Consider the following 19,864-nt stretch of genomic DNA (forward strand, 5'->3'; position numbering starts at 1 on the left):
GGACCTACTCGGTCGCTCCCACCAGGCACTCCTTCAGGCTTGCTGCCTCGTCGGCGTTCATCTCAACAACGAGACGTCCTCCGCCTTCAAGTGGCAGCCGCAGGATCAGGCTCCGACCTTCTTTAGTCACTTCCATTGGACCGTCGCCGGTTCGTGGTTTCATGGCCGCCATCAGGAGTTCCCCTTTTCTTAGTGCATACACGCCCAGCCTGAGTTTTCCTCAGCAAGGCGTTTCTGTTGTATTGCTCACAAACCATTATTCCGCATCCGGGTGCCCGGGCGCTAATCGAGACGTTACCCGAGGGGTCCCCAACCAAGCCCGCAGCACCCCCGCCTGCCCCTCCGGCAAGCTGTCCACGCATCGTCAGGGTGGCCACGCCTGCCCGGTGCTGATGGCGGAGAACTGCCACAGCCACACAATCCAGACGACTTGCAGCACAGTGAACATGACGATCAGGCTCCAGCGGTACGCCTTCGAGTGGGAGATGAACGCGGCCGCCAGCGCCAGCGGGAACAACGGCAGCAGCATCCTGAACGTGCTCGACTGCGGATGCAGCACGGCCATCAGGTACAGCAGGTACATCCCGCACCAGACGCGCAGGTCAAGGCCGATCCGCCGCACGGCCTTTGAGTTCAGGTACAGCGCAACGAGTGCCACGAAAAGCACGGGAAGCACAGGCCCCCACAGCGGCCCCACCAGCTCAACGCCGGCGTCAAACCAGGGCTTGAACAGCACAAGGCGTGTCCCGCGCCACGCCGTTTCGGTGTCGGTGTACGCGGTCCAGTCCCCCGTCACCCACCCGGCAATAAACATCCACGCGAACGCCATGACCCCGCTGACCACAAGCAGCACGGCTCCGGCCACCATGTCCGGCGCGGGGAACGGTTCGCGCTTCCTGTTCCACCAGCGCAGCCCAAGATGGACAAGCACGACGGCGGCAAACGGCGCGCCTGCCGGGCGCGAAAGGCACAGCAGCACCACCATGGGCAACGCCGCCCAATAGTTGCCTTTGATGAGCAGGTGCAGGGCTGCGGCAAGGAAGAACATGCCCAGCGATTCCGCATACGGCACCTGCAGCACGGGCGATAAGGGGAAGGTGGCAAAGAAAGCCACTCCCCACAGCGCGGTTCCTGAGGATGCGAAGTTCTTGAAAAGGACGTAGATCATCAGGGCCGCCGCTAGCCCTGCGACCGTGGCCACGATGGCGCCGGCCGCCGGCCAGCCAAGCCCCGTCACTGCCCCGAGCCCGCGGGCCAGCAGGGGGAAAATCGGGTAAAAGGCCCATTGGTTCGGTTGCGCCGTGCCGTCGGGGTTGCGAGGAATGGTGGTGGGGTATCCGCCGTCGAAAATTCTCTCGTACCAGCCCGCGTCCCAGCGGTTGATGAAGGTCAGGTAGTCGGGCTGTGCCCCTCCCCACGGCGATTCCGCGGCGTGCCAGGCAGCCCCGAGAAAGATGCCGTAGGAAACCAGCCGTGCGGCCAGATACAGCAGCGTGACCTTCAGCCACCATGGCGCGCGCCGCAGCGGTGCCAGCGCGCGGCGCAACAGTGCGTACATCTCGTCGTTGATGGTGGCGCCAGCGTGCTGCGCCGCTTTCCCGGCAGAATTTATACCTGCAGGGTTCGGCTCCGCCGCGTTCGCGCCGCCCCGGTTCACACCGCTCGTGGCCATGTCAGTCATGGCCGGGCTGGCCCTGACCAGCGGCCAGCCAGCAGCCCGGCATGTGGTCGTTGACCACGCCGATGGCCTGCATCATGGCGTAGGCCGTGGTGGGGCCCACGAACGCAAAGCCGAGCTTCTTCAGCGCTTTTGCCAGCTGCGCCGACTCGAGGGTCTTGGCCGGAATGGGCGCATCGGGCGGGCGTTTCACGGCGGGCGCGTGGTCGGCGATCAACGATCCAAGGGTGACGCCGTCCGGCAGTGCCAGCAATGCCCGAGCATTGCGGATCGTGGCATTGATCTTCAGCCTGTTGCGCACGATGCCGGCGTCAGCCATGAGCCTGTCAAAGTCGTCCTGGCCGAATCCGGCCACGACCGCCGGGTCAAAGTGGGCGAACGCTGCCCTGAACGCCTCACGCTTGCGCAGGATCGTGATCCAGCTCAGCCCTGATTGGAAGGCTTCAAGGCTCAGCCGTTCAAAAAGTTCCTGCTCACCGTAAACCGGAAAGCCCCATTCGGCGTCGTGGTAGCGCTGGTACAGCTCGTCGGCGTCAATGCCCGTCCAGGCGCACCGCACCTTGCCGTCACTGCTCACCGGACTCCGGGTCCGTCCCCGTTGGCTGCTCACCGGTTGAGCCCGCTGCGCTGTCGGCCGTCGCCGGGATGGCCTTGGCCGGGGCGTCCACAGGTGCCGGAGCAAGCCCCGCTTCAAGGGCGGCGATGCGCGCGTCCTTGGCGGCCAGTTCGTCCCTGAGCTTGTCAAGGATCTCGTCGACCTGGTCCATGCGGTAGCCGCGCAGACCCAGGGAAAAGCGGAGCGAGTCAACGTCTGAGGCAGCGGGCGTCGACGGCAGCAGCACAGGTGGAAGGTTCGCCACGGGAGCCGCCAGACCGTCGTCATACAGGGCCGCGCCATCGGTTTGGGGCTTGTTCAGCCCGACCACGTAGAGCGCCACACCGGCAGCCACAATGACGGCAAGGAAGATCAGGAAATAAGTCACAAGACCATGGTGCCAGATGTGCGGCCGGGATGAGGGTGTGTGTCAGCCCTCGCGGGAGGCGGCCGTGCCCCCGGCCTTGCCCGCCATGACACGTTCAACGGCTTCCTCTGCGGTGTCCACAACCGAAATGATGTCAAGGTCCCCGGGTGAGACGAGGCCCTGGGCGATCATGGTGTCCTTGATCCAGTCCAGCAGCGGTCCCCAGAAGGTCTTGTCGATAAGGACGATCGGGAAGTGGCTGACCTTGCTGGTTTGGACCAGGACCATGGCCTCGAACAGTTCATCGAGCGTGCCCAGGCCACCTGGCAGTACAACGAAGCCCTGCGCGTATTTCACGAACATGGTCTTGCGGGCGAAGAAGTAGCGGAAGTCGACGCCAAGGCCGACCCACTCATTCATGCCCTGTTCGAAGGGAAGCTCAATCCCTAACCCGATTGACAGCCCGCCGGCCTCGGCAGCACCGCGGTTCGCCGCCTCCATGGAACCGGGGCCACCGCCTGTAATGACGGCGACGCCTGCCTCCACCAGCCGCCGCCCAACGTCAACGCCTGTCGCGTAGTACGGGGAATCCACCTTGGTCCGGGCCGAACCGAACACGCTGATGGCGGGACCGATTTCGGCCAGCGCGTCAAAGCCCTGCACGAATTCGCTTTGGATGCGCATGACCCGCCACGGGTCGGTGTGCGTGAAGTCGCTGCTGGGCGGCGTTTCCAAGAGCCTGGCGTCGGCAGTTTCGAGGCTGCCGCCGTTCTTGCGCCAAATGCCGAACCGGCGAAGTTGCTGGTGGTCGGCCCTGCTGGATCCTGTGGGTGCACTCATGCCACCTAGGCTACGCGAAAAGGAGATGTGGCTTGAGCCATAATGTCTCGTTACCGTTACGATCCGGTCCCGCAGGGCCGAATCCGGTCCCAGTCCCACAGAATGTCGATAGATTCAGGGGCATGACAAATCCCGCATATGCTCCTGCGCTCGTGGAACTCAAGGATGTAAACAAGCATTACGGCACCCTCCACGTGTTGCAGAATATCAATCTGCAAGTAGCCAAGGGTGAGGTTCTCGTTGTTCTGGGACCTTCAGGATCAGGCAAGTCCACGCTTTGCCGCACCATCAATCGGCTCGAAACCATCGACGATGGTTCCATCACCATTGATGGCAAGGAACTACCCAAGGAAGGTAAGTCCCTGGCTAACCTTCGTGCCGATGTGGGCATGGTGTTCCAGTCATTCAACCTCTTTGCCCACAAAACCATTCTGGAGAATGTGACGCTGGGCCCCATCAAGGTCAAGGGCATGTCCAAGGCCGACGCCGAGAAGCTCGCCTTGAGCCTGTTGGAGCGCGTGGGTGTGGGGCATCAAGCAGCGAAGCTGCCCGCCCAGCTCTCCGGTGGGCAGCAGCAGCGCGTTGCGATCGCACGAGCCCTGGCGATGAAGCCAAAGGTCATGCTCTTCGATGAGCCCACCAGTGCCCTGGATCCAGAGATGATCAATGAAGTTCTGGACGTCATGGTTGAACTGGCTAAAGAGGGCATGACCATGGTGGTTGTCACCCATGAGATGGGTTTTGCCCGCAAGGCTGCGGACAGGGTCATCTTCATGGCTGACGGGCTAATTGTTGAAGAAGGTACCCCTGAGGAATTCTTCACCAACCCGCAGACCTCAAGGGCCAAAGACTTCTTGTCCAAGATCCTCACCAACGGGTAATAAGCCCTCCCTATTTTTGGCTCCACGAGCCAGTTTGTTCCCGGCCTTGACGGCCGACTTAGAAAGGAAAACCCTTGAAAAAGTTTCTCTCCCGAAAGAGCCTCAGCGTAGCGGCCCTCCTGACCGCAGCAGCCCTGGCCATGACAGGCTGTGGCGGCGGTACCGCTGGTGGCGGCGAAACAGCCGGTGGCGACGCCGCTGGCTTGAGCTTTGACGTAGCCAAGGACGTTGCCCTGACCGGCAGCCCCACGTTCGATAAAATCAAGTCCGCAGGTGCCATCCGTATCGGCGTGAAGGAAGACCAGCCTGGCCTGGGCTTCCTCGACGCCGCCACGGGTGAGCGCAGCGGTTTCGATATTGAGATTGCGCGCTGGATGGCTGCCTCACTGGGCGTCGCGGCTAACAAGATAGAATTCAAGGCCATCCCGTCGGCCAACCGTGAATCGGCTCTGGCCAACGGTGACGTTGACCTTTATGTGGGTACCTATTCCATCACCGACAAGCGCAAGAAGCTTGTTGACTTCGCCGGCCCGTACTTCATTACCGGCCAGGGCTTGTTGGTGGCCAAGGACAACACGACCATCAAGAGCGAGAAGGATCTGGATGGCAAGAAAGTTTGCTCCGCCACCGGATCGACTCCCTTCCAAAACATCAAGGAAAACTTCCCGAAGGCAAACGCCATCAGCTTCGACATTTACTCCAAGTGCGTTGACGCGCTCACGGCGGGAACTGTTGACGCCGTCACCACCGACCAGGCCATCCTGCTGGGCTACGCTTCCCAGAACCCGGACAAGCTGAAGGTTGTCGGTGAGCCCTTCACCGTTGAGAAGTACGGCATCGGCCTGCCCCTGGGCGACACCGCCCTGCAGACCTTCTTGAACACCACGCTCACCGACGGTGGCGCCACGTGGACCAAGATCTTCGACGCCACGCTGGGCAAGTCCGGCACCAAGGTCACACAGCCGGCGGTTGAAAAGTAGAACCCATCCGTGAGTGGTGGTGTTGCAGCGTTTTAGCCGCTGCAACACCACCACTTCGTCCTCTCGAATTCACTGAAAGCGACGCTGCCCTGTGAATGTACTTCTTGACAACAGTCAACTGTTCATCGACGGATTCAAGACCACTGGAATCTTGTTTGTCTTCTCCGCCTTTTTTGCCCTGATCCTTGGCACCATCGTTGCCGGCATGCGAGTCTCTCCCGCGCCCGCGATGCGCGCTGCAGGAACCCTTTATGTCAACGCGGTACGCAACACGCCGTTGACACTTATTCTGGCTTTCTTTGCTTTGGGGTATCCCCGGCTGGGACTGCCTGAAATCAACTATGTGGTCGCCGCTATCATCGGCCTCTCGCTCTATACGGCAACCTATGTATCCGAGGCCATCCGCTCCGGCATCAACACAGTTTCCGTGGGTCAGTCCGAGGCGGCCCGTGCCATTGGACTGCCCTTCATGCAGACACTGAGATTAATTGTGCTGCCCCAGGCCTTCCGTTCCGTGGTGCCGCCGCTGTTCAGCGTGTTCATAGCATTGTTAAAGAACACCACGGTTGCTGCCGGTTTCGGTGTCTTGGAAGCAGGAGCCATCCGAGCCACCCTCAGCGACCTCGGCGAACCTCTGCTGCCAGGCTTGCTGTGGGTCGCCCTGATCTTTGTACTGCTGGTGCTGGGCATCCTGACACCGCTGCAACGCTACCTTGAGAAGAAATGGAAGGTGGCGCGATGAGCTCGGTGCTTTTTGACGTTCCCGGCCCCAAAGCCCGCACACGCAACGTCTACCTGAACATTGTCACCATCATCGTGGTGGTTGGCATCATTGCCTTCATTCTGTTCAGGTTCTACCAATCAGGCCAGTTCACGGCCCAAAAGTGGGAAATTTTCACGTTCCCCCGTGTCCAGCAAATGTTCCTCACGGTCATCGGCGCCACCCTAAAAGCCTTCGCCGTGGCCGCTGTCGGTTCGCTACTGCTGGGCATCATCTTGGCCTTCGGTCGGCTTGCAGATCGCAAGTGGCTGAGCCTGCCATGCTATTGGTTCACGGAAGTGTTCCGGGCCATTCCGCTGCTCATCCTGATGATGATCATGTACTACGGCCTCCCCTCAGCCGGGGTCAAGGGCATCACGCCCTTCATTGCCGTCGTGGTGGGCTTGATCCTGTACAACGGTTCGGTTTTGGCCGAAGTGTTCCGTGCCGGCATCGAATCGCTGCCCAAGGGACAGGGCGAGGCCGGGCTAGCCATTGGGTTGTCCAATGGCCAGGTGCTGCGGACCATCCTGCTGCCGCAGGCCGTCCGAGCCATGCTGCCTGTCATCATCGCCCAGCTGGTTGTCATCATGAAGGACACCGCGCTCGGCTTCCTCATCACCTACAACGAGATTCTGTACTACGCGAACTTCCTCGGCTCCCAGGGCCAGTACGGTTCCCCCGTGGTGCCGGCGCTCATGGTCGCCGCGGTCATCTACGTGGGCTTGTGCCTGATCCTCTCCGGTCTGGCCAAATACACGGAGTACAAGATGTCCTCCCGCGTGAAGGTCATCAAGGCCAAGGTCGGGCTGGCGGGCTAAACCGCCCCGGTCGATCTCCATCTCGTCGAGTCAGCGGGTCCGATTCGAGACCGCGGCTAAGAACGCGCAATCTCGAATCGGACCCGCTGACTCGGTGCAGGAGGAGCCACCTACGTCAGCCAGCGGGTCAGCGCGGCAAGGCACTCGCGGATGTCCTCGGCATTGACGTGTTCGTCGTCGCTGTGGGCCAGCAGCGCATTGCCTGGTCCGAAGTTGACAGCGGGAATGCCCATTTCGCTCAGGCGGGCAACATCCGTCCAGCCGTATTTGGGCAGCGGCTCGCGCCCCACGGCTGCAACGAAGGTGGCCGCGGCCGGGGCAGTAAGCCCCGGACGGGCGCCTGCTGACGAGTCGGTGCAGACTAGGTCAAAGCCGTCGAGCAGTTCGCGGACATGCGCCTCTGCCTGTGTGGGCGTCTTGTCCGGGGCGAAGCGGTAATTGATTTCCACGACGCATTGATCCGGGATGACGTTGCCTGCGGTGCCTCCGTGGATCTTCACTGCATTCATGGATTCGCGGTAATCAAGCCCTTCAACGCTGACGGTTGCCGGTTTGTAGGCGGCAAGGCGGGCAAGGATGGGGGCCGCTGCATGGATCGCATTCTCACCCATCCAGGCCCTGGCCGAATGGGCGGCGAGCCCCCGCGTGGTTGCCTCAAAACGAATGGTCCCGTTGCAGCCGCCCTCCACCGTTCCGTTGGTCGGCTCAAGGAGGATGCCGAAGTCCGCATCCAGCAGTTCACAGTTTTCACGCACGAGCCGGCCCAGGCCGCTTTTGGCCGCGGCAACTTCCTCGTTGTCGTAAAAAATGAACGTCATGTCCTTGGTGGGTTCACGCAGGGTGGCCGCCAACGCCAGCTGCACAGCCACGCCGCCCTTCATGTCGGTGGCGCCCCGCCCGTAGAGGACCTCGCCGTCCCAGGAACTCGGCACAGTCCCGCGCGCCCCGGGAACAGTTGGCAGCGGCACCGTGTCAAGATGTCCAGCCAGGATCACGCGCTCGGCACGGCCCAGCGACGTCCTTGCCACCAGCGAATCCCCGTTGCGTGTCACCGTCAGGTGCGGCAGCGCCGCGAGCGCCCGCTCCACGGCGTCTGCGAGCGCGGTCTCGTTGCCTGACACGCTGTCAATGTCCATGATTGCCGCGGTCAGCAGCGCAACATCGCCGTACAGGTCAAGTTCGACGGCGGCCACCCCGCCTTGGGCGCCCGGCGCTGGCGCCCCTGTGCATTCGGCCCCGGCTGGGCATTCCGGGTCCCGGGAGTCTGTTGCAGAGGGGATGGGGGTCTGGCTGCGGTGTGTGGTCATTGGCACAGTTTACCGTCGCCGGGGAGGCCGGAAATATTTCTTCAAAACAATCCAATCCGGCGCCACCGCGGTTCCGAATTACTCCCTGACAGCCCATCACGACCGCAACATGCGGACACCGGCATGGGAAGCAAAATGGAATCAATCCGTTTTCACACTATGGAGAGTCATCATGAACAGCACCGTGAAGTTTGGAACCCGCAAGAACCTCAGCCTCGGCCTTGGTCTCCTGGCAGTTGTCGCCATGGGCATCACCTCCTGCAGCGGCGGAACCACGGGGGCCGCTTCGGAAAGCCCCTCGAAGGCGCCGATGACGTCTGCGGCCCCTGCCACCACCGCGGCCATGGCAGGGGACCTGGTGGGATCCGGATGCGCAGCCTACGCGGCGGCAGTTCCCAGCGGCGCCGGTTCGGTTGCCGGCATGGCCGCTGACCCGGTTGCCACAGCAGCATCCAACAACCCCCTGTTGAAGACCCTGACGGCTGCAGTTTCCGGCAAACTGAACAAGGACGTGAACCTGGTTGACACGCTGAACTCCGGCCAGTTCACGGTCTTCGCACCGGTTGACGATGCCTTCGCCAAGATCCCGGCAGCTACCATCGACGGGTTGAAGACCGACTCCGCAACGCTGACCTCAATCCTGACCTACCATGTGGTCCCCGGCCAGCTGTCCCCGGACAAGATCGACGGTGTCCACGCCACGGCTGAGGGCGGCACCCTGGAAGTCACCGGAAGCGGCGACAACATCAAGGTCAACGGTGCCAACGTGATCTGTGGTGGCGTGAAGACCGCCAACGCCACTGTCTACCTGATCGACACAGTCCTGATGCCCCCGGCAAAGAAGTAGGCGCACCGCGCCACTAATTTGCAACACACATCGAAGGGAACAGGCACATGGGCATGGAGCGTGACAAGGTAGACACCATGCGTTTATCTTGGCTGCGTCCGGTGGAGCCCCTGGCACCGCCAACCCATGAGGACTTGATCCGCCTCGTCGCCCTGGGCGACGAGGCGGCCTTCGAGGAACTGTACGACGCCGTTTCACCCCGGGTCTTCGGACTCGTGCGACGCGTGGTGCGTGACCCGGCACAGAGCCAGGAAGTGACCCAAGAAGTCTTCCTGGACATCTGGGAGCAGGCCTCACGCTTTGACGTCGACAGGGGCAAGGCAATGTCGTGGATCCTTGTCATTGCCCATCGAAAGGCCGTTGACAAGGTCCGGGCCAGCCAGGCCAGCACCAACAGGGACCTTCGCCAGGGCATCAAGGAATTCCAGGAGAGTTACGACGACGTCGCAGACACCGTTGAAACCCAAATGGAGGCCGAACGCGTCAACCAGGCCTTGGAATCACTGACGCAGGCACAACAAGAAGCCATCCGGCTGGCCTACTACGGTGGCTACACCCACCAGGAGGTCGCCGACCTCCTGAAGGTCCCGGTGGGTACTGTAAAGACAAGAATCCGTGACGGAATGATCAGGCTCAGGGACAGGATGGGAGTGGCGTGATGGAAAAGCAATTGCACCTGCTGACCGGGTCCTATGCCCTGAACGCCCTGGACGAGGCCGAACGCGGCGAGTTTGAACGCTACGCCCTCTCGGATCCCCAGACACTCGAGGAAGTCCGCAGCCTGAGCGAAACTTCGGCCCTGCTGGCCCTCGGCACACCCGAGGAGACGCCCCCGCCGGAGTTGAAAGCCAACATCATGGCCGCCATCCGCAACACCCGCCAGCTGCCCTCCACCTCTGTGGTGCGCGACATTTCCACGGCACCCTCCAGACACGGCAGGTCCAACCGCCGTTCCGGCGGCTCCGGCACGGAAACTAACGGGCGTAGCCGCTGGGTTCCGCTCATCAGTGCTGCAGCGGCCCTGGTGGTCGTAGCGGGCGCTGGCGGTTGGGCGGCAGGACAGAACGCTACCCAAAACTCCATGGAAGAAAAACTCTCGGCCCTCGAGGCGCAGCAGCGGTCAGCACAGGATCAGCAAAATACCGTGCTGGCGATCGTCGGCTCTCCCGATGCCAAGATAGCCACCACTGAGTTGTCCCAGGGCACTACCGTAACGGTTGCTTCCTCGGGCAAGGCCAACAAGGCTGCAGTCATGGTCAACGACATGCCCGTCCTACCCGCCGGCAAAACCTACGAGCTGTGGTTCATCTCCGCGGCGGGCGCCGTTCCGGCCGGTCTCATGAGCGTTGAGAAGCCCGTGGGCCCAGGCCTGCAAGTTCTCAACGGCCCCCTGGACGGGGCCACACATGTTGGCATCACAGTCGAACCCGCCGGGGGCTCACCTGCCCCCACAACAACTCCCCTAGTGGTACAGGCGCTCTAACGGTTTTGCTCTTTGCACGGCAGAATGTGTCCGCCGATCCAATCCGGCGGGCATGTGGTTCCGAATTATAGGAAAGAACTTCCAACAACGGACGCCAAGTAAGCGTTGCAAGGAGCCTGACATGGTCAAGCAAAACAAGGCAACACATCACATCGCGTGGCGCAGTACGGGTGCAGCAGCCCTCACGGGTCTCATTGCAGCCGGGCTTTTGTTTGCCGTGGCGGAAGTGTTCTCGATATTTTTCGGGCCAGCAGCGTCACCATTCACATCGGTCGGTTCCACTTTTATCGACTTCACCCCGGCATGGATGAAGAATTTCGCCATCGCCACCTTTGGCACCAAGGACAAGTTGGCCCTGGTGATATCCATGGGTGTTGCCGTTGCTATCCTTGCCGCCGCATCAGGGGTGGTCGCACGCAAGAACCTGAAGGCGGGGGCTGCCATGGTTGTGGCCTTCGCCGTTGTCATGGCGCTGTCTATCATCACCCGCGCCGGTGCCGGTTTCACTGATCTGATCCCCCTGGCCATCGGCACTGCTGCCGGACTGTGGGCCCTGAGATTTCTTACCCCGGCCGCACCAACTGCGGTGGACCAAGCCAGGGACAAGGGTCTGGCAGCCGCACGCCTGCCGAATGCATCCCAAGCGCCGGCTGTACTGGATCAACCGGCCGAACCCAAGTATGCTCCGGTCCCTGCGCCCGAACCCAGCCGCCGCACCTTCCTGCTGCGCGCGGCAGCGGTCGCGGGCATTGCAGTCATCGTTGGAGTGGGCGGCACGATGCTCGCGGGCTCCCGTAACGCCGTCAGTGCCGTACGCGAGGCCTTGAAACTCCCGGCGGCGAAGGCCAAGGCACCCGCGCTGCCCGCCGGAGTGCAGTCGCCCGTTGCGGGTGTGACCCCCTTCGTCACTCCAAACAGTGACTTCTACCGCATCGACACGGCCCTGATCGTACCCGAGATTGACCCGTCGAGCTGGAAGTTGCGGGTGCACGGCATGGTGGAGGAGGAGTTCACCATGACCTTTGATGAGCTTCTGGCGGAAGACCTCATCGAGTCCTATGTGACGCTGACGTGCGTTTCAAACGTCGTGGGCGGAACCCTTGCCGGCAACGCCAAATGGCTTGGCTACCCGCTGCGCAACGTCATAGCCCGGGCCAAGCCAACAGCCGGCGCCGACATGGTCCTGTCCACCAGCATTGATGGATTCAGCGCCTCCACGCCCCTGCCCGTATTGCAGGACGGACGGGACGCCATCCTCGCCGTCGGCATGAATGGCCAGCCGCTGCCGATTGAACATGGTTTTCCCGTGCGCATGGTCGTTCCGGGACTGTACGGATTTGTCTCGGCCACTAAATGGGTCATCGACCTGGAAGTGACAACCTTTGCCCAGAGTGCCGGGTATTGGACGTCGAGGGGATGGTCCTCCCACGGGCCCATCAAGACTGCCTCAAGGGTCGAGGTGCCCCGCGCACTGGCCAGGATCCCCGCGGGTACCGTGGCCATAGGCGGCAGCGCCTGGGCCCAGACTAGGGGAGTTTCCAAGGTGGAGGTCCGGCTCGATGGCGGCGGGTGGCAGATCGCCACGCTTGCGGCTGAGGCGTCCTTGGACACTTGGCGCCAGTGGTCCTACATGTGGGAAGGCGCAACAGCCGGCACCCATACCGTGGTGGTGCGTGCCTACGACGGAACCGGAGCACTCCAGATCGGGGATCAAGCACCGCCGGAGCCCGACGGTTCCACTGGCTGGCATTCAATCACCTTCACCGTGGTCTAGGACAAACTTCTCCAGCACAAACTGATCCAGCACAAAGCAGTCGCGCCGTGCCGATAAACTTGGCACATGACCCACACAGCTGCATTAACGGAACGTTCCGCCCACGGCTTCGGCCTTGCCACCATCACCAGTGACGGCTCCGTCCTGGACGTGTGGTTCCCCTCCCCCACGCTGGGCACCGCCACCGATGCGCTGGGCGAGGCTCCCGACGCCGACCCGGAGCTCACGGCCCTGGCCGAAGCCGGCACCGACACGGACCGCGGGGTGCACCAAAGCGTGGTATTTGTCCAAATCGACCTCGACGCCGCCCCGGCCGACGCCGTCGACTCCTACCTTCGCCTGCACCTGCTTTCACACCGCCTGGCTGCCCCGAACAGCATCAACCTTGATGGCATCTTCGGAACGCTGAACAACGTGGTCTGGACTAACTTCGGCCCGGCCGCCGTTGAAGGCTTCGAACTCACCCGGGCCAGGCTGCGCCGCCGCGGCCAGGTCACCGTCTTTTCCGTCGACAAGTTCCCGCGCATGGTTGACTACGTGGTCCCCAGCGGTGTGCGTGTTGGCGATGCCGACCGTGTCAGGCTCGGCGCGCACCTGGCCGAAGGCACCACCGTGATGCACGAAGGCTTCGTTAACTTCAACGCGGGCACCCTGGGCACCTCAATGGTCGAGGGCCGCATCTCCGCGGGCGTAGTGGTTGGCAACGGCACCGACGTCGGTGGCGGGGCCTCCATCATGGGCACGCTCTCAGGCGGCGGCACGCAGCGTGTGGCCTTGGGCGAACGCGTGCTGCTGGGCGCCAACTCCGGTGTTGGCATCAGCATTGGCGACGACTCGGTGGTCGAGGCCGGCCTCTATGTCACGGCAGGCACCCGGGTGCGGGTCCTTGGCCCCAAGAACGACGACGGGGAGGACACCACCGAGATCGTCAAGGCCAGCAAACTCTCCGGCGTGCCCAACCTGCTCTTCCGCCGCAATTCCACCTCGGGCGGGGTCGAAGTGCTGCCGCGCCTTGGCACAACCGTGGCGCTCAATGAAAGCCTGCATGCGAACTGACTCCCCCACGGCGGCGGCATTGCCGCCAGACGGCGGTGAGGGGTGAGGAGCCGCGCCGCGATTGGCTGGCTGCTTGTCCTGGCCGTCACCGCCACCTTGTTGATCGGTGGCGGTGTGTGGCTGAGCAACACGTTCAAGAGCGCTTTCGCCCCCGGGCTGTCTTTTGGCTGCACTGCCACGGTCGGTGACAACAGCTACAGCCTGGCACTGGACCAAAGCGAGAACACAGCACTCATTTCGGCCATCGCCGTCCAGCGGGGCATGCCGGCGCGGGCAGCTTCAATAGCCCTGGCAACGGCCCTGCAGGAATCCAAGCTGCGCAACATCAGTTACGGGGATCTGGACTCTGTGGGGCTGTTCCAGCAGCGCCCCTCGCAGGGCTGGGGAACCGTGGCGGAAATCATGGACCCCGTGTACTCAACCAATGCGTTCTTCGACGCCCTGGCGAAGGTGCCCAACTATGTTGACCTGTCCATCAACGACGCCGCACAAATTGTCCAGCGTTCGGCTTTCCCGCACGCCTATGCCCAGCATGAGCCGGTGTCCAGGTCTTTCGCATCGGCCCTGACGGGGCAGACACCGCACGGCTTGAACTGCACCCTGCCGCCGGCCTCCGGCGCAAGCACCGCCGACACGGTGCTCGCCGCAGCCCAACTGGCAGCCGGCCCTCTGGACGCAACGACGTCGACGGCCGACGCCGGCACCACCTTGCACCTTGTGGTTTCCGACGCCAAGGGCTGGATGATGGCGCATTGGGCGCTGGCCAATGCGCAGCAATTCGGCATCGTGCAGCTCAGCTATGACGGATGGCAATGGGACAGGAATGCGAACTCCGGCGTGCACAATGTCGGCTGGCAGGCTGTCCAGGGAACAGTCCCCGGCCAGGTGACACTGCTGCTGGCACCTGCCCCCGTCGGCTAAACCAGCAACTCCACCACGGGCTGGACATAACTGCGGAAAACCTCCTGGTCATCGATCAGGTGCGAACTCATGATCAGGCGGTCGGGTTCAAGGAACCAAGCGCGCTGCTCAGCCAGGGGAACTTCGACAATTGTCAGAGTGAAATCACGCGCGCTGCGGCCAAGTTCCATCTCACGATTTTGCACCAGGTCGGCAAGGATCTTGTGCCCGCCCATGGTTTCCCGTTGTGCAGCCATCAACGAATACAGCTGCGACTGTTCCCGCGACCAGTTCATCGCGGCACCGAAATGTGCATGAGCCACCAACTGCAGGGCCGGCATTCCGGCCATTTCCGGGAAATCTGGAGGGGTCAGTTTTTGCTGGTTGCCCGGCACATTTTGCAGCAACCTGCTCCACCAGACCTCCCATTGGTCGCGCAGGGCGTCATTGCCCCCCACGTCAGCAGTCAGCATTGAATGGTCCGCAGCTGTTACCGAAGGGGCCACGTGGGACAGTGCCGGGGTGCCTGCACCCACCAGCCCGGCCACGTCCCGAAGATACAAGGCCACAAGCATGGGTGCACACGTATCCATCGTGATTCGCCACCCGGGGCCACCGGTGTGATGCATTGATCTCGCCTCCAGCCAGCTGCAGTGATGGTGCAGCAATCCCACCTTCCAGATTACTCGTTTAGCCGCCTTGTGGGCGGGGGAATTGTAAAGTGGGCGCAGCGCGAACTCCGCCGGCATCCAATGGACTTAACGAGAGGACCGGGCCCGGCGCTACCGGCATGGCTGCATCTTTGTCAAAATCCGTGTAAAGGATGTGCGTGACGCAGAGCTCGAAAAATCCTAAGCAGCCCAAACACACCGAGGGCTGCGCTCGGTCCGCTCCCATGCCCCCACCGCGCGGGTCGACAGACAGTCAATTTCGGGAGGGCATCTAGGCGTAGACTTCCAGCAAGTATGGGCTTGCATACCATCGGAGCACTTCACGTGAGTAGATCACCAGCTGAATCCATCTGCCAGTGAGAGAAGGCGATATGACCAGTGAATCCGGTAGCCAGGTTTGGTGGAGGTGGACGATCATCGAAAAGGCGACGAGGTCATGGTCATGCGCATCAAGGCTCAGCCCCTCGCCCGGCCCACTGACCAGGCCCACGGCTACCGGACCGACCACCAGCGGTCGGGGCCGGTGCCGGGGCATCGATGAGATCTCACTACCGACTGACGGACAATGCCTGAGCTTGGGACGCCACTGAGCAGGTGGGCCACGGTCCGCGGCGTTACCGCCGCCACCGTGACCCCGTTGGCGTCGATCCTCGGATCGGGGCTTCTGATCATCGTGCCCATTCTCGAGCGGGCACTTGGCGTCTTTGCAGTCTTCGGTGGGATCGGGATCTGCGCGTTCGCTTGGCTTGTGGGCACCGTTATTCGCCACAACGTCACCGTAATAGGGCAGCAAAAGACGGACGGCACTCTGGACGCGATGACCGGGCGACTGGGTCGGCTGGGGGATGCGGTGATCGTCATCGCGTACGTTATCTCCGTCGCCCTGTACCTGCGAATCATGGCCCAATACATGGTGGGCTTCTTCATTCCTGCTGGTTCGGCGATCCTGGAACCGGTCATCGCCTGCGTTTCAGTCGCGTTGATCATGGCAATCGGCATTTTCCGGGGATTCAAGGGACTTGACCGGATCGATAGGATCTCATTGGCTGCGGTGCTCCTGCTCACCACCGTCCTAGGAGGTGTCCTACTCCTTCACGACGGCGTCCTACTCAGCTCCTCGGGTCTCAGGCTTCCACCTCCACCACCGGCCGGGCCGCTGGAAGCCCTCTTGATTCTGGGAGGCCTGGTGATCACCGTCCAGGGATTCGAAACCGTGCGCTACCTCGGCCACCGATATGATGCCGTCACCCGGGTGCGGGCCTCACGGGCGGCGCAACTGGTGTCCGCATCGATTTACATCGGGTTCGTCGCCGTCGCCACCCCCGTCATGGGACTCGGAACGGCTGCGGGCCCGGACACCACACTGCTGAACATCACCGGCCGCATCGCACCGTGGCTGGCACTGCCCCTGGTCCTCTCAGCGGTTCTAAGCCAATTCAGTGCAGCGATCGCCGACACCGAAGCGACAAAAGGCAACCTCACCGCCCTGAGCAGATGGTTGAGTGGCCCGCGGCCCTACCTGATCAGCGGAGCAGCGGCGATCGCGATCGCTGCCATGGTTCCCACCCTCACCCTGGTCACGATCGCCTCCCGCGCTTTTGCCGCGTACTACGCCGTTGAGGCCACCATCGCGTTCCGGACCACCTCGGGATACTACCGGAAATGCGGCGTCGCCTTACTCGCCCTCCTCCTCCTCGCAATCACACTCTTCGCGCAACCCGCCAGCTAGAAACGAACCCACCTTCGAGAAATATCCTCCCGCAAAGGGGCCGGCGTCGGGTCTCGGCGCAGTAAGGGCCCTTGCGGCTGAGGATCATGCATAGGGTCCGTCGCCTTCCCCTCTTTCGGTACCGTTTCATAGCTGGCCGCCCACTGAACCTTGTCGTGGTAGGCCGATCATCTGCTGTTTCAATGAGGATTCCCGCGACGGCAGAGCCCGCCGCCGACCCGATGTTCTGGGACGTGTTGACCCCGAGCTCCCGTATACGATCGCCTTCATCGTTGCGATCGGCGGCTTTGAGCTGGCGGTCTCGCAAAATCTCTCGCTTATGAAGCGGGAAGTAACTTTCACCGGGTCACCAATGCGTTGGGTCAATTTCATGACTAATTGTTTCCTCTTCACGGAAACAACACTGATGGCATCATCATGCACGCCACTATCACTGCAAACATTGGCACCCCCGCTAAGATCTTCGGGCGTCTCGCCTCTAGCGCTTTCGGAGTAAGCGCACTCTTGTAGAGGACCGCGGTGAAGTGGCGACGCGATTCACACTTTGGATACGAGTAAGTGCTCTGGTGCCGTCTGATTGGATACGCCCGTCCCAGTCAACGTTCCCCTGAGGACAACACCATCCATCTCGCATCGCTGTCTCTTGAGGCGCTCCAAGATAACGGATCCGGATCGGCCTATGGCACGTCGAGGCATGTCATCGGGCACGTTTCTCAGGCTCGTTTCGCCGCCACCGATGAGGGCCACATGCCCCAGGCCGTGGAACACATGGACCGGGCCTGGCTCACAGTGGCGTAGGCATCACGGGAAATCGCCGGGGTGTGGGGACTCCCTGAAAGGCGGACGACGGCGTCACTTGCCTGCCCTTCTTTTGACAGGTGGGGCGGGGCTCAAGCCGTGAGGAGCGAGTTGAGGTGGCGGCGCAGGGTTCCCCGGCCCTGCGCAGGGGCCGCCCAGGCCGGCTGTAGCACCATGCGCAGGCTCAGCCCATCCAACAGGCCGATCAGCCGTTCGGCCTCGTCTATGGGCACCAGGGACCCTGCCGCGAGGGGGCTTTCCATCAGCTGAAGCAGGACGCGGCCAACAACCGCACCGGTAGCCCTGTAATCATCCTGGGCCGCTTCACCGAGGTCGGCGTTGGTGCGGGCGTCGAGCATGAATTCCATGTGCACCACGGCGTCCGCGCGGCGCGACTCGTCAAGGGGCAGGAGCTCCTCGAGGACCAGGGCGCATTTTTCCAGGAGTTCGCCGCGATCAGCGGGAAGCTGCTCCCCCTCAAGGGCTTCCAGCTTCTCCAGGGCACGCAGGTGGATCCGCTCGGAATTGACCCTGAAGGCAAATTCCATGAGCTCGGCCTGGTTGTCGAAGTAGTGGCGCACCGAGCCGAGGGCCAGACCGGCCGCCTTGGCCACGTTACGTAGCGAGGCTTGTGTCATTCCACGGTCTGAAATTACTTGGAATACGGCATCTGCGACCAGCTCGCGGCGGTCGTCGGCGTCAACAATTTTAGGCACACATCTTTTTTAGCACAGATGTTTCATCAATGCCCATTGGGGTCACCCGTTGAGCCCGTTGGGCATGCCTTGTGCGCACCGCTACTACTTGGCGGCGGCATCCTTTTTCTTATCCAGGAAAAGCAGGACCAACAGCGCAAGCATGATGACGAGCGAACCGATGAACCACGGAAGGAAGACAGTCTTGCCAACCAGCAACAGGACACCCAAGACGACAACAACAATCGGGAATGCCATGGAAAACGTATGCAGCAACAACTTCAACATTTTTGTCCTCTTTACTTTCAACAAGGGTTGTACATAAGACAAACGGCGGGAGGCTTCCCAAGGGAAGCCTCCCGCCGCCGAAATCGTCGGGATCAGCGCGAGGGGTACATGCGCTCTGGTTCGCCTGTGTACAGCTGGCGCGGGCGGCCGATCTTTGTCTGCGGGTCCTTCATCATTTCGCGCCACTGGGCAATCCAGCCCGGTAGGCGGCCAATGGCGAACAGGACAGTGAACATCTTCTCGGGGAAGCCCATGGCCTTGTAGATCAGGCCTGTGTAGAAGTCCACGTTGGGGTAGAGCTTGCGGGAGATGAAGTATTCATCCGTCAGCGCGACCTCTTCCAGGCGCATGGCGATATCCAGGAGTTCGTCGTTGCCGCCGAGCTTTTCCAGGATTTCGTGTGCCGTGGCCTTGACGATCGTGGCGCGGGGATCGTAGTTCTTGTAGACGCGGTGTCCAAAGCCCATGAGCTTCACACCGTCTTCCTTGTTCTTTACTCGCTCGACGAACTTCTCGACGGGCTCACCGCTGGCCTGGATGTCGCGGAGCATGTTCAGCACAGCCTCGTTGGCACCGCCGTGCAGCGGGCCGAAGAGTGCGTTGATGCCGGCAGAAACGGAGGCGAACATGTTGGCGTTGGCCGAACCGACCAGGCGCACGGTGGAGGTGGAGCAGTTCTGCTCGTGGTCTGCGTGCAGGATCAGCAGCAGGTCCAGGGCCTTGACCACTACTGGGTCCAGCTCGTACGGCTCAGCGGGCAGGCCGAAGCTCAGGCGCAGGTAGTTCTCGACCAGGTTCATGGAGTTGTCGGGGTACAGCATGGGCTGGCCGATGGACTTCTTGTACGCGTAGGCGGCGATGACGGGCATCTTGGCCATGAGGCGGATGGTTGCCATTTCGACCTGCTCGTCATCGAACGGATCCAACGAGTCCTGGTAGAACGTGGACAGCGCCGAAACGGCCGAGGACAGCACAGGCATGGGGTGCGCGTCGCGCGGGAACCCGCCGAAGAAGCCTTTGAGGTCTTCGTGCAGCATGGTGTGGCGGCGGATGCGCTGGTCGAAGGCGTCAAGTTCTGCCGGTGTGGGCAGGTTCCCGTAAATGAGCAGGAACGAGACTTCGAGGAAGCTTGAGTGCTCAGCCAGCTCTTCGATAGGGTATCCGCGGTAGCGCAGAATACCCTTGTCGCCGTCGATGTAGGTGATGGCCGAGGAGGTGGCTGCAGTGTTGACAAAGCCGGGGTCGTACGTGACATTCCCGGTGGTCTTCAGGAGCTGGGAAACGTCATACCCGGCGTTGCCTTCTACCGCTTCAAGGAGCGGAAGTTCAAGTTCTCCGCCGTCGTAGCGCAGTGATGCGCTCGTGGAATCAGTCATGGAGTCCCCTTCATGAGG

General features: G+C 62.1%; 22 protein-coding genes. 12 read left to right on the top strand and 10 right to left on the bottom strand.

Going from position 1 to position 19,864, the window contains the following annotated elements:
* Positions 1 to 4 precede the first annotated feature (4 nt).
* The 5 genes from AAGW05_RS10955 to AAGW05_RS10975 form a co-directional block, all read right to left on the bottom strand.
* Positions 5 to 172, bottom strand: a complete 168-nt coding sequence (locus tag AAGW05_RS10955) for a DUF3117 domain-containing protein (RefSeq protein ID WP_411804554.1) — start codon at positions 170 to 172, stop codon at positions 5 to 7.
* A 192-nt stretch (positions 173 to 364) separates the two neighbouring features.
* Positions 365 to 1,681, bottom strand: a complete 1,317-nt coding sequence (locus AAGW05_RS10960; RefSeq protein ID WP_411804555.1) for a hypothetical protein — start codon at positions 1,679 to 1,681, stop codon at positions 365 to 367.
* On the bottom strand, positions 1,674 to 2,255 hold the full coding sequence (locus AAGW05_RS10965; RefSeq protein ID WP_411804557.1) for a DNA-3-methyladenine glycosylase I: 582 nt from the start codon (positions 2,253 to 2,255) through the stop codon (positions 1,674 to 1,676). The genes AAGW05_RS10960 and AAGW05_RS10965 overlap by 8 nt, the downstream gene beginning before the upstream one ends.
* On the bottom strand, positions 2,245 to 2,661 hold the full coding sequence (locus AAGW05_RS10970) for a DivIVA domain-containing protein (protein WP_411804558.1): 417 nt from the start codon (positions 2,659 to 2,661) through the stop codon (positions 2,245 to 2,247). The genes AAGW05_RS10965 and AAGW05_RS10970 overlap by 11 nt, the downstream gene beginning before the upstream one ends.
* A gap of 42 nt (positions 2,662 to 2,703) precedes the next feature.
* The gene (locus tag AAGW05_RS10975; protein WP_411804559.1) at positions 2,704 to 3,480 is read right to left on the bottom strand and encodes a TIGR00730 family Rossman fold protein; all 777 of its coding nucleotides are present in this window, start codon (positions 3,478 to 3,480) and stop codon (positions 2,704 to 2,706) included.
* Positions 3,481 to 3,602: 122 nt separating this feature from the next.
* Between AAGW05_RS10975 and AAGW05_RS10980 the strand changes: the two genes are divergently transcribed.
* From AAGW05_RS10980 to AAGW05_RS10995, 4 genes are all read left to right on the top strand, one after another.
* Positions 3,603 to 4,361, top strand: a complete 759-nt coding sequence (locus tag AAGW05_RS10980; protein ID WP_411804560.1) for an amino acid ABC transporter ATP-binding protein — start codon at positions 3,603 to 3,605, stop codon at positions 4,359 to 4,361.
* A 140-nt stretch (positions 4,362 to 4,501) separates the two neighbouring features.
* Entirely contained in the window at positions 4,502 to 5,341 is an 840-nt protein-coding gene (locus AAGW05_RS10985) for a glutamate ABC transporter substrate-binding protein (protein ID WP_411804673.1), read from the top strand.
* A gap of 91 nt (positions 5,342 to 5,432) precedes the next feature.
* A complete protein-coding gene (locus AAGW05_RS10990) occupies positions 5,433 to 6,083 on the top strand; it encodes an amino acid ABC transporter permease (RefSeq protein ID WP_411804562.1) in 651 nt (216 codons plus the stop codon).
* Positions 6,080 to 6,922, top strand: a complete 843-nt coding sequence (locus AAGW05_RS10995; protein ID WP_411804564.1) for an amino acid ABC transporter permease — start codon at positions 6,080 to 6,082, stop codon at positions 6,920 to 6,922. Before AAGW05_RS10990 ends, AAGW05_RS10995 begins: the two co-directional genes overlap by 4 nt.
* Before the next feature lie 110 nt (positions 6,923 to 7,032).
* Here the strand turns inward: AAGW05_RS10995 and dapE are convergent, their stop codons facing one another.
* Positions 7,033 to 8,229, bottom strand: a complete 1,197-nt coding sequence (dapE, locus tag AAGW05_RS11000; protein ID WP_411804565.1) for a succinyl-diaminopimelate desuccinylase — start codon at positions 8,227 to 8,229, stop codon at positions 7,033 to 7,035.
* 244 nt (positions 8,230 to 8,473) lie between these two features.
* Here dapE and AAGW05_RS11005 point away from each other — a divergent pair, with 244 nt between their 5' ends.
* The 6 genes from AAGW05_RS11005 (at position 8,474) to AAGW05_RS11030 (ending at position 14,310) form a co-directional block, all read left to right on the top strand.
* A complete protein-coding gene (locus tag AAGW05_RS11005; RefSeq protein ID WP_411804674.1) occupies positions 8,474 to 9,076 on the top strand; it encodes a fasciclin domain-containing protein in 603 nt (200 codons plus the stop codon).
* Positions 9,077 to 9,153: 77 nt separating this feature from the next.
* Positions 9,154 to 9,735: an ECF RNA polymerase sigma factor SigK gene (sigK, locus tag AAGW05_RS11010; RefSeq protein WP_411804566.1), complete on the top strand. Its 582-nt coding sequence runs from the start codon at positions 9,154 to 9,156 to the stop codon at positions 9,733 to 9,735.
* Positions 9,735 to 10,559, top strand: coding sequence for an anti-sigma factor domain-containing protein (locus AAGW05_RS11015; RefSeq protein WP_411804567.1), 825 nt, complete (start codon positions 9,735 to 9,737; stop codon positions 10,557 to 10,559). Before sigK ends, AAGW05_RS11015 begins: the two co-directional genes overlap by 1 nt.
* Positions 10,560 to 10,680: 121 nt before the next feature.
* Positions 10,681 to 12,333, top strand: a complete 1,653-nt coding sequence (locus AAGW05_RS11020; RefSeq protein WP_411804568.1) for a molybdopterin-dependent oxidoreductase — start codon at positions 10,681 to 10,683, stop codon at positions 12,331 to 12,333.
* A 66-nt stretch (positions 12,334 to 12,399) separates the two neighbouring features.
* Positions 12,400 to 13,389: a 2,3,4,5-tetrahydropyridine-2,6-dicarboxylate N-succinyltransferase gene (gene dapD / locus AAGW05_RS11025; protein WP_411804569.1), complete on the top strand. Its 990-nt coding sequence runs from the start codon at positions 12,400 to 12,402 to the stop codon at positions 13,387 to 13,389.
* A gap of 42 nt (positions 13,390 to 13,431) precedes the next feature.
* Entirely contained in the window at positions 13,432 to 14,310 is an 879-nt protein-coding gene (locus AAGW05_RS11030; protein ID WP_411804570.1) for a hypothetical protein, read from the top strand.
* Here the strand turns inward: AAGW05_RS11030 and AAGW05_RS11035 are convergent.
* Positions 14,307 to 14,918 (bottom strand): hypothetical protein, encoded by a 612-nt coding sequence (locus AAGW05_RS11035; protein WP_411804571.1) that lies wholly within the window; start codon positions 14,916 to 14,918, stop codon positions 14,307 to 14,309. The genes AAGW05_RS11030 and AAGW05_RS11035 overlap by 4 nt on opposite strands.
* A 448-nt stretch (positions 14,919 to 15,366) precedes the next feature.
* Here AAGW05_RS11035 and AAGW05_RS11040 point away from each other — a divergent pair, with 448 nt between their 5' ends.
* Positions 15,367 to 15,501: a hypothetical protein gene (locus AAGW05_RS11040; RefSeq protein ID WP_411804572.1), complete on the top strand. Its 135-nt coding sequence runs from the start codon at positions 15,367 to 15,369 to the stop codon at positions 15,499 to 15,501.
* Positions 15,502 to 15,525: 24 nt separating this feature from the next.
* The gene (locus AAGW05_RS11045; RefSeq protein ID WP_411804573.1) at positions 15,526 to 16,689 is read left to right on the top strand and encodes a hypothetical protein; all 1,164 of its coding nucleotides are present in this window, start codon (positions 15,526 to 15,528) and stop codon (positions 16,687 to 16,689) included.
* An 890-nt stretch (positions 16,690 to 17,579) separates the two neighbouring features.
* Here AAGW05_RS11045 and AAGW05_RS11050 read toward each other — a convergent pair.
* From AAGW05_RS11050 to AAGW05_RS11060, 3 genes are all read right to left on the bottom strand, one after another.
* Entirely contained in the window at positions 17,580 to 18,203 is a 624-nt protein-coding gene (locus AAGW05_RS11050) for a TetR/AcrR family transcriptional regulator (RefSeq protein WP_411804574.1), read from the bottom strand.
* An 84-nt stretch (positions 18,204 to 18,287) separates the two neighbouring features.
* Entirely contained in the window at positions 18,288 to 18,470 is a 183-nt protein-coding gene (locus AAGW05_RS11055) for a hypothetical protein (protein WP_411804575.1), read from the bottom strand.
* 92 nt (positions 18,471 to 18,562) lie between these two features.
* Positions 18,563 to 19,846, bottom strand: coding sequence for a citrate synthase (locus AAGW05_RS11060; RefSeq protein ID WP_411804576.1), 1,284 nt, complete (start codon positions 19,844 to 19,846; stop codon positions 18,563 to 18,565).
* Positions 19,847 to 19,864: the final 18 nt, after the last annotated feature.

Source organism: Arthrobacter sp. LAPM80 (assembly GCF_046736435.1).
In the GTDB taxonomy this organism is placed as follows: domain Bacteria; phylum Actinomycetota; class Actinomycetes; order Actinomycetales; family Micrococcaceae; genus Specibacter.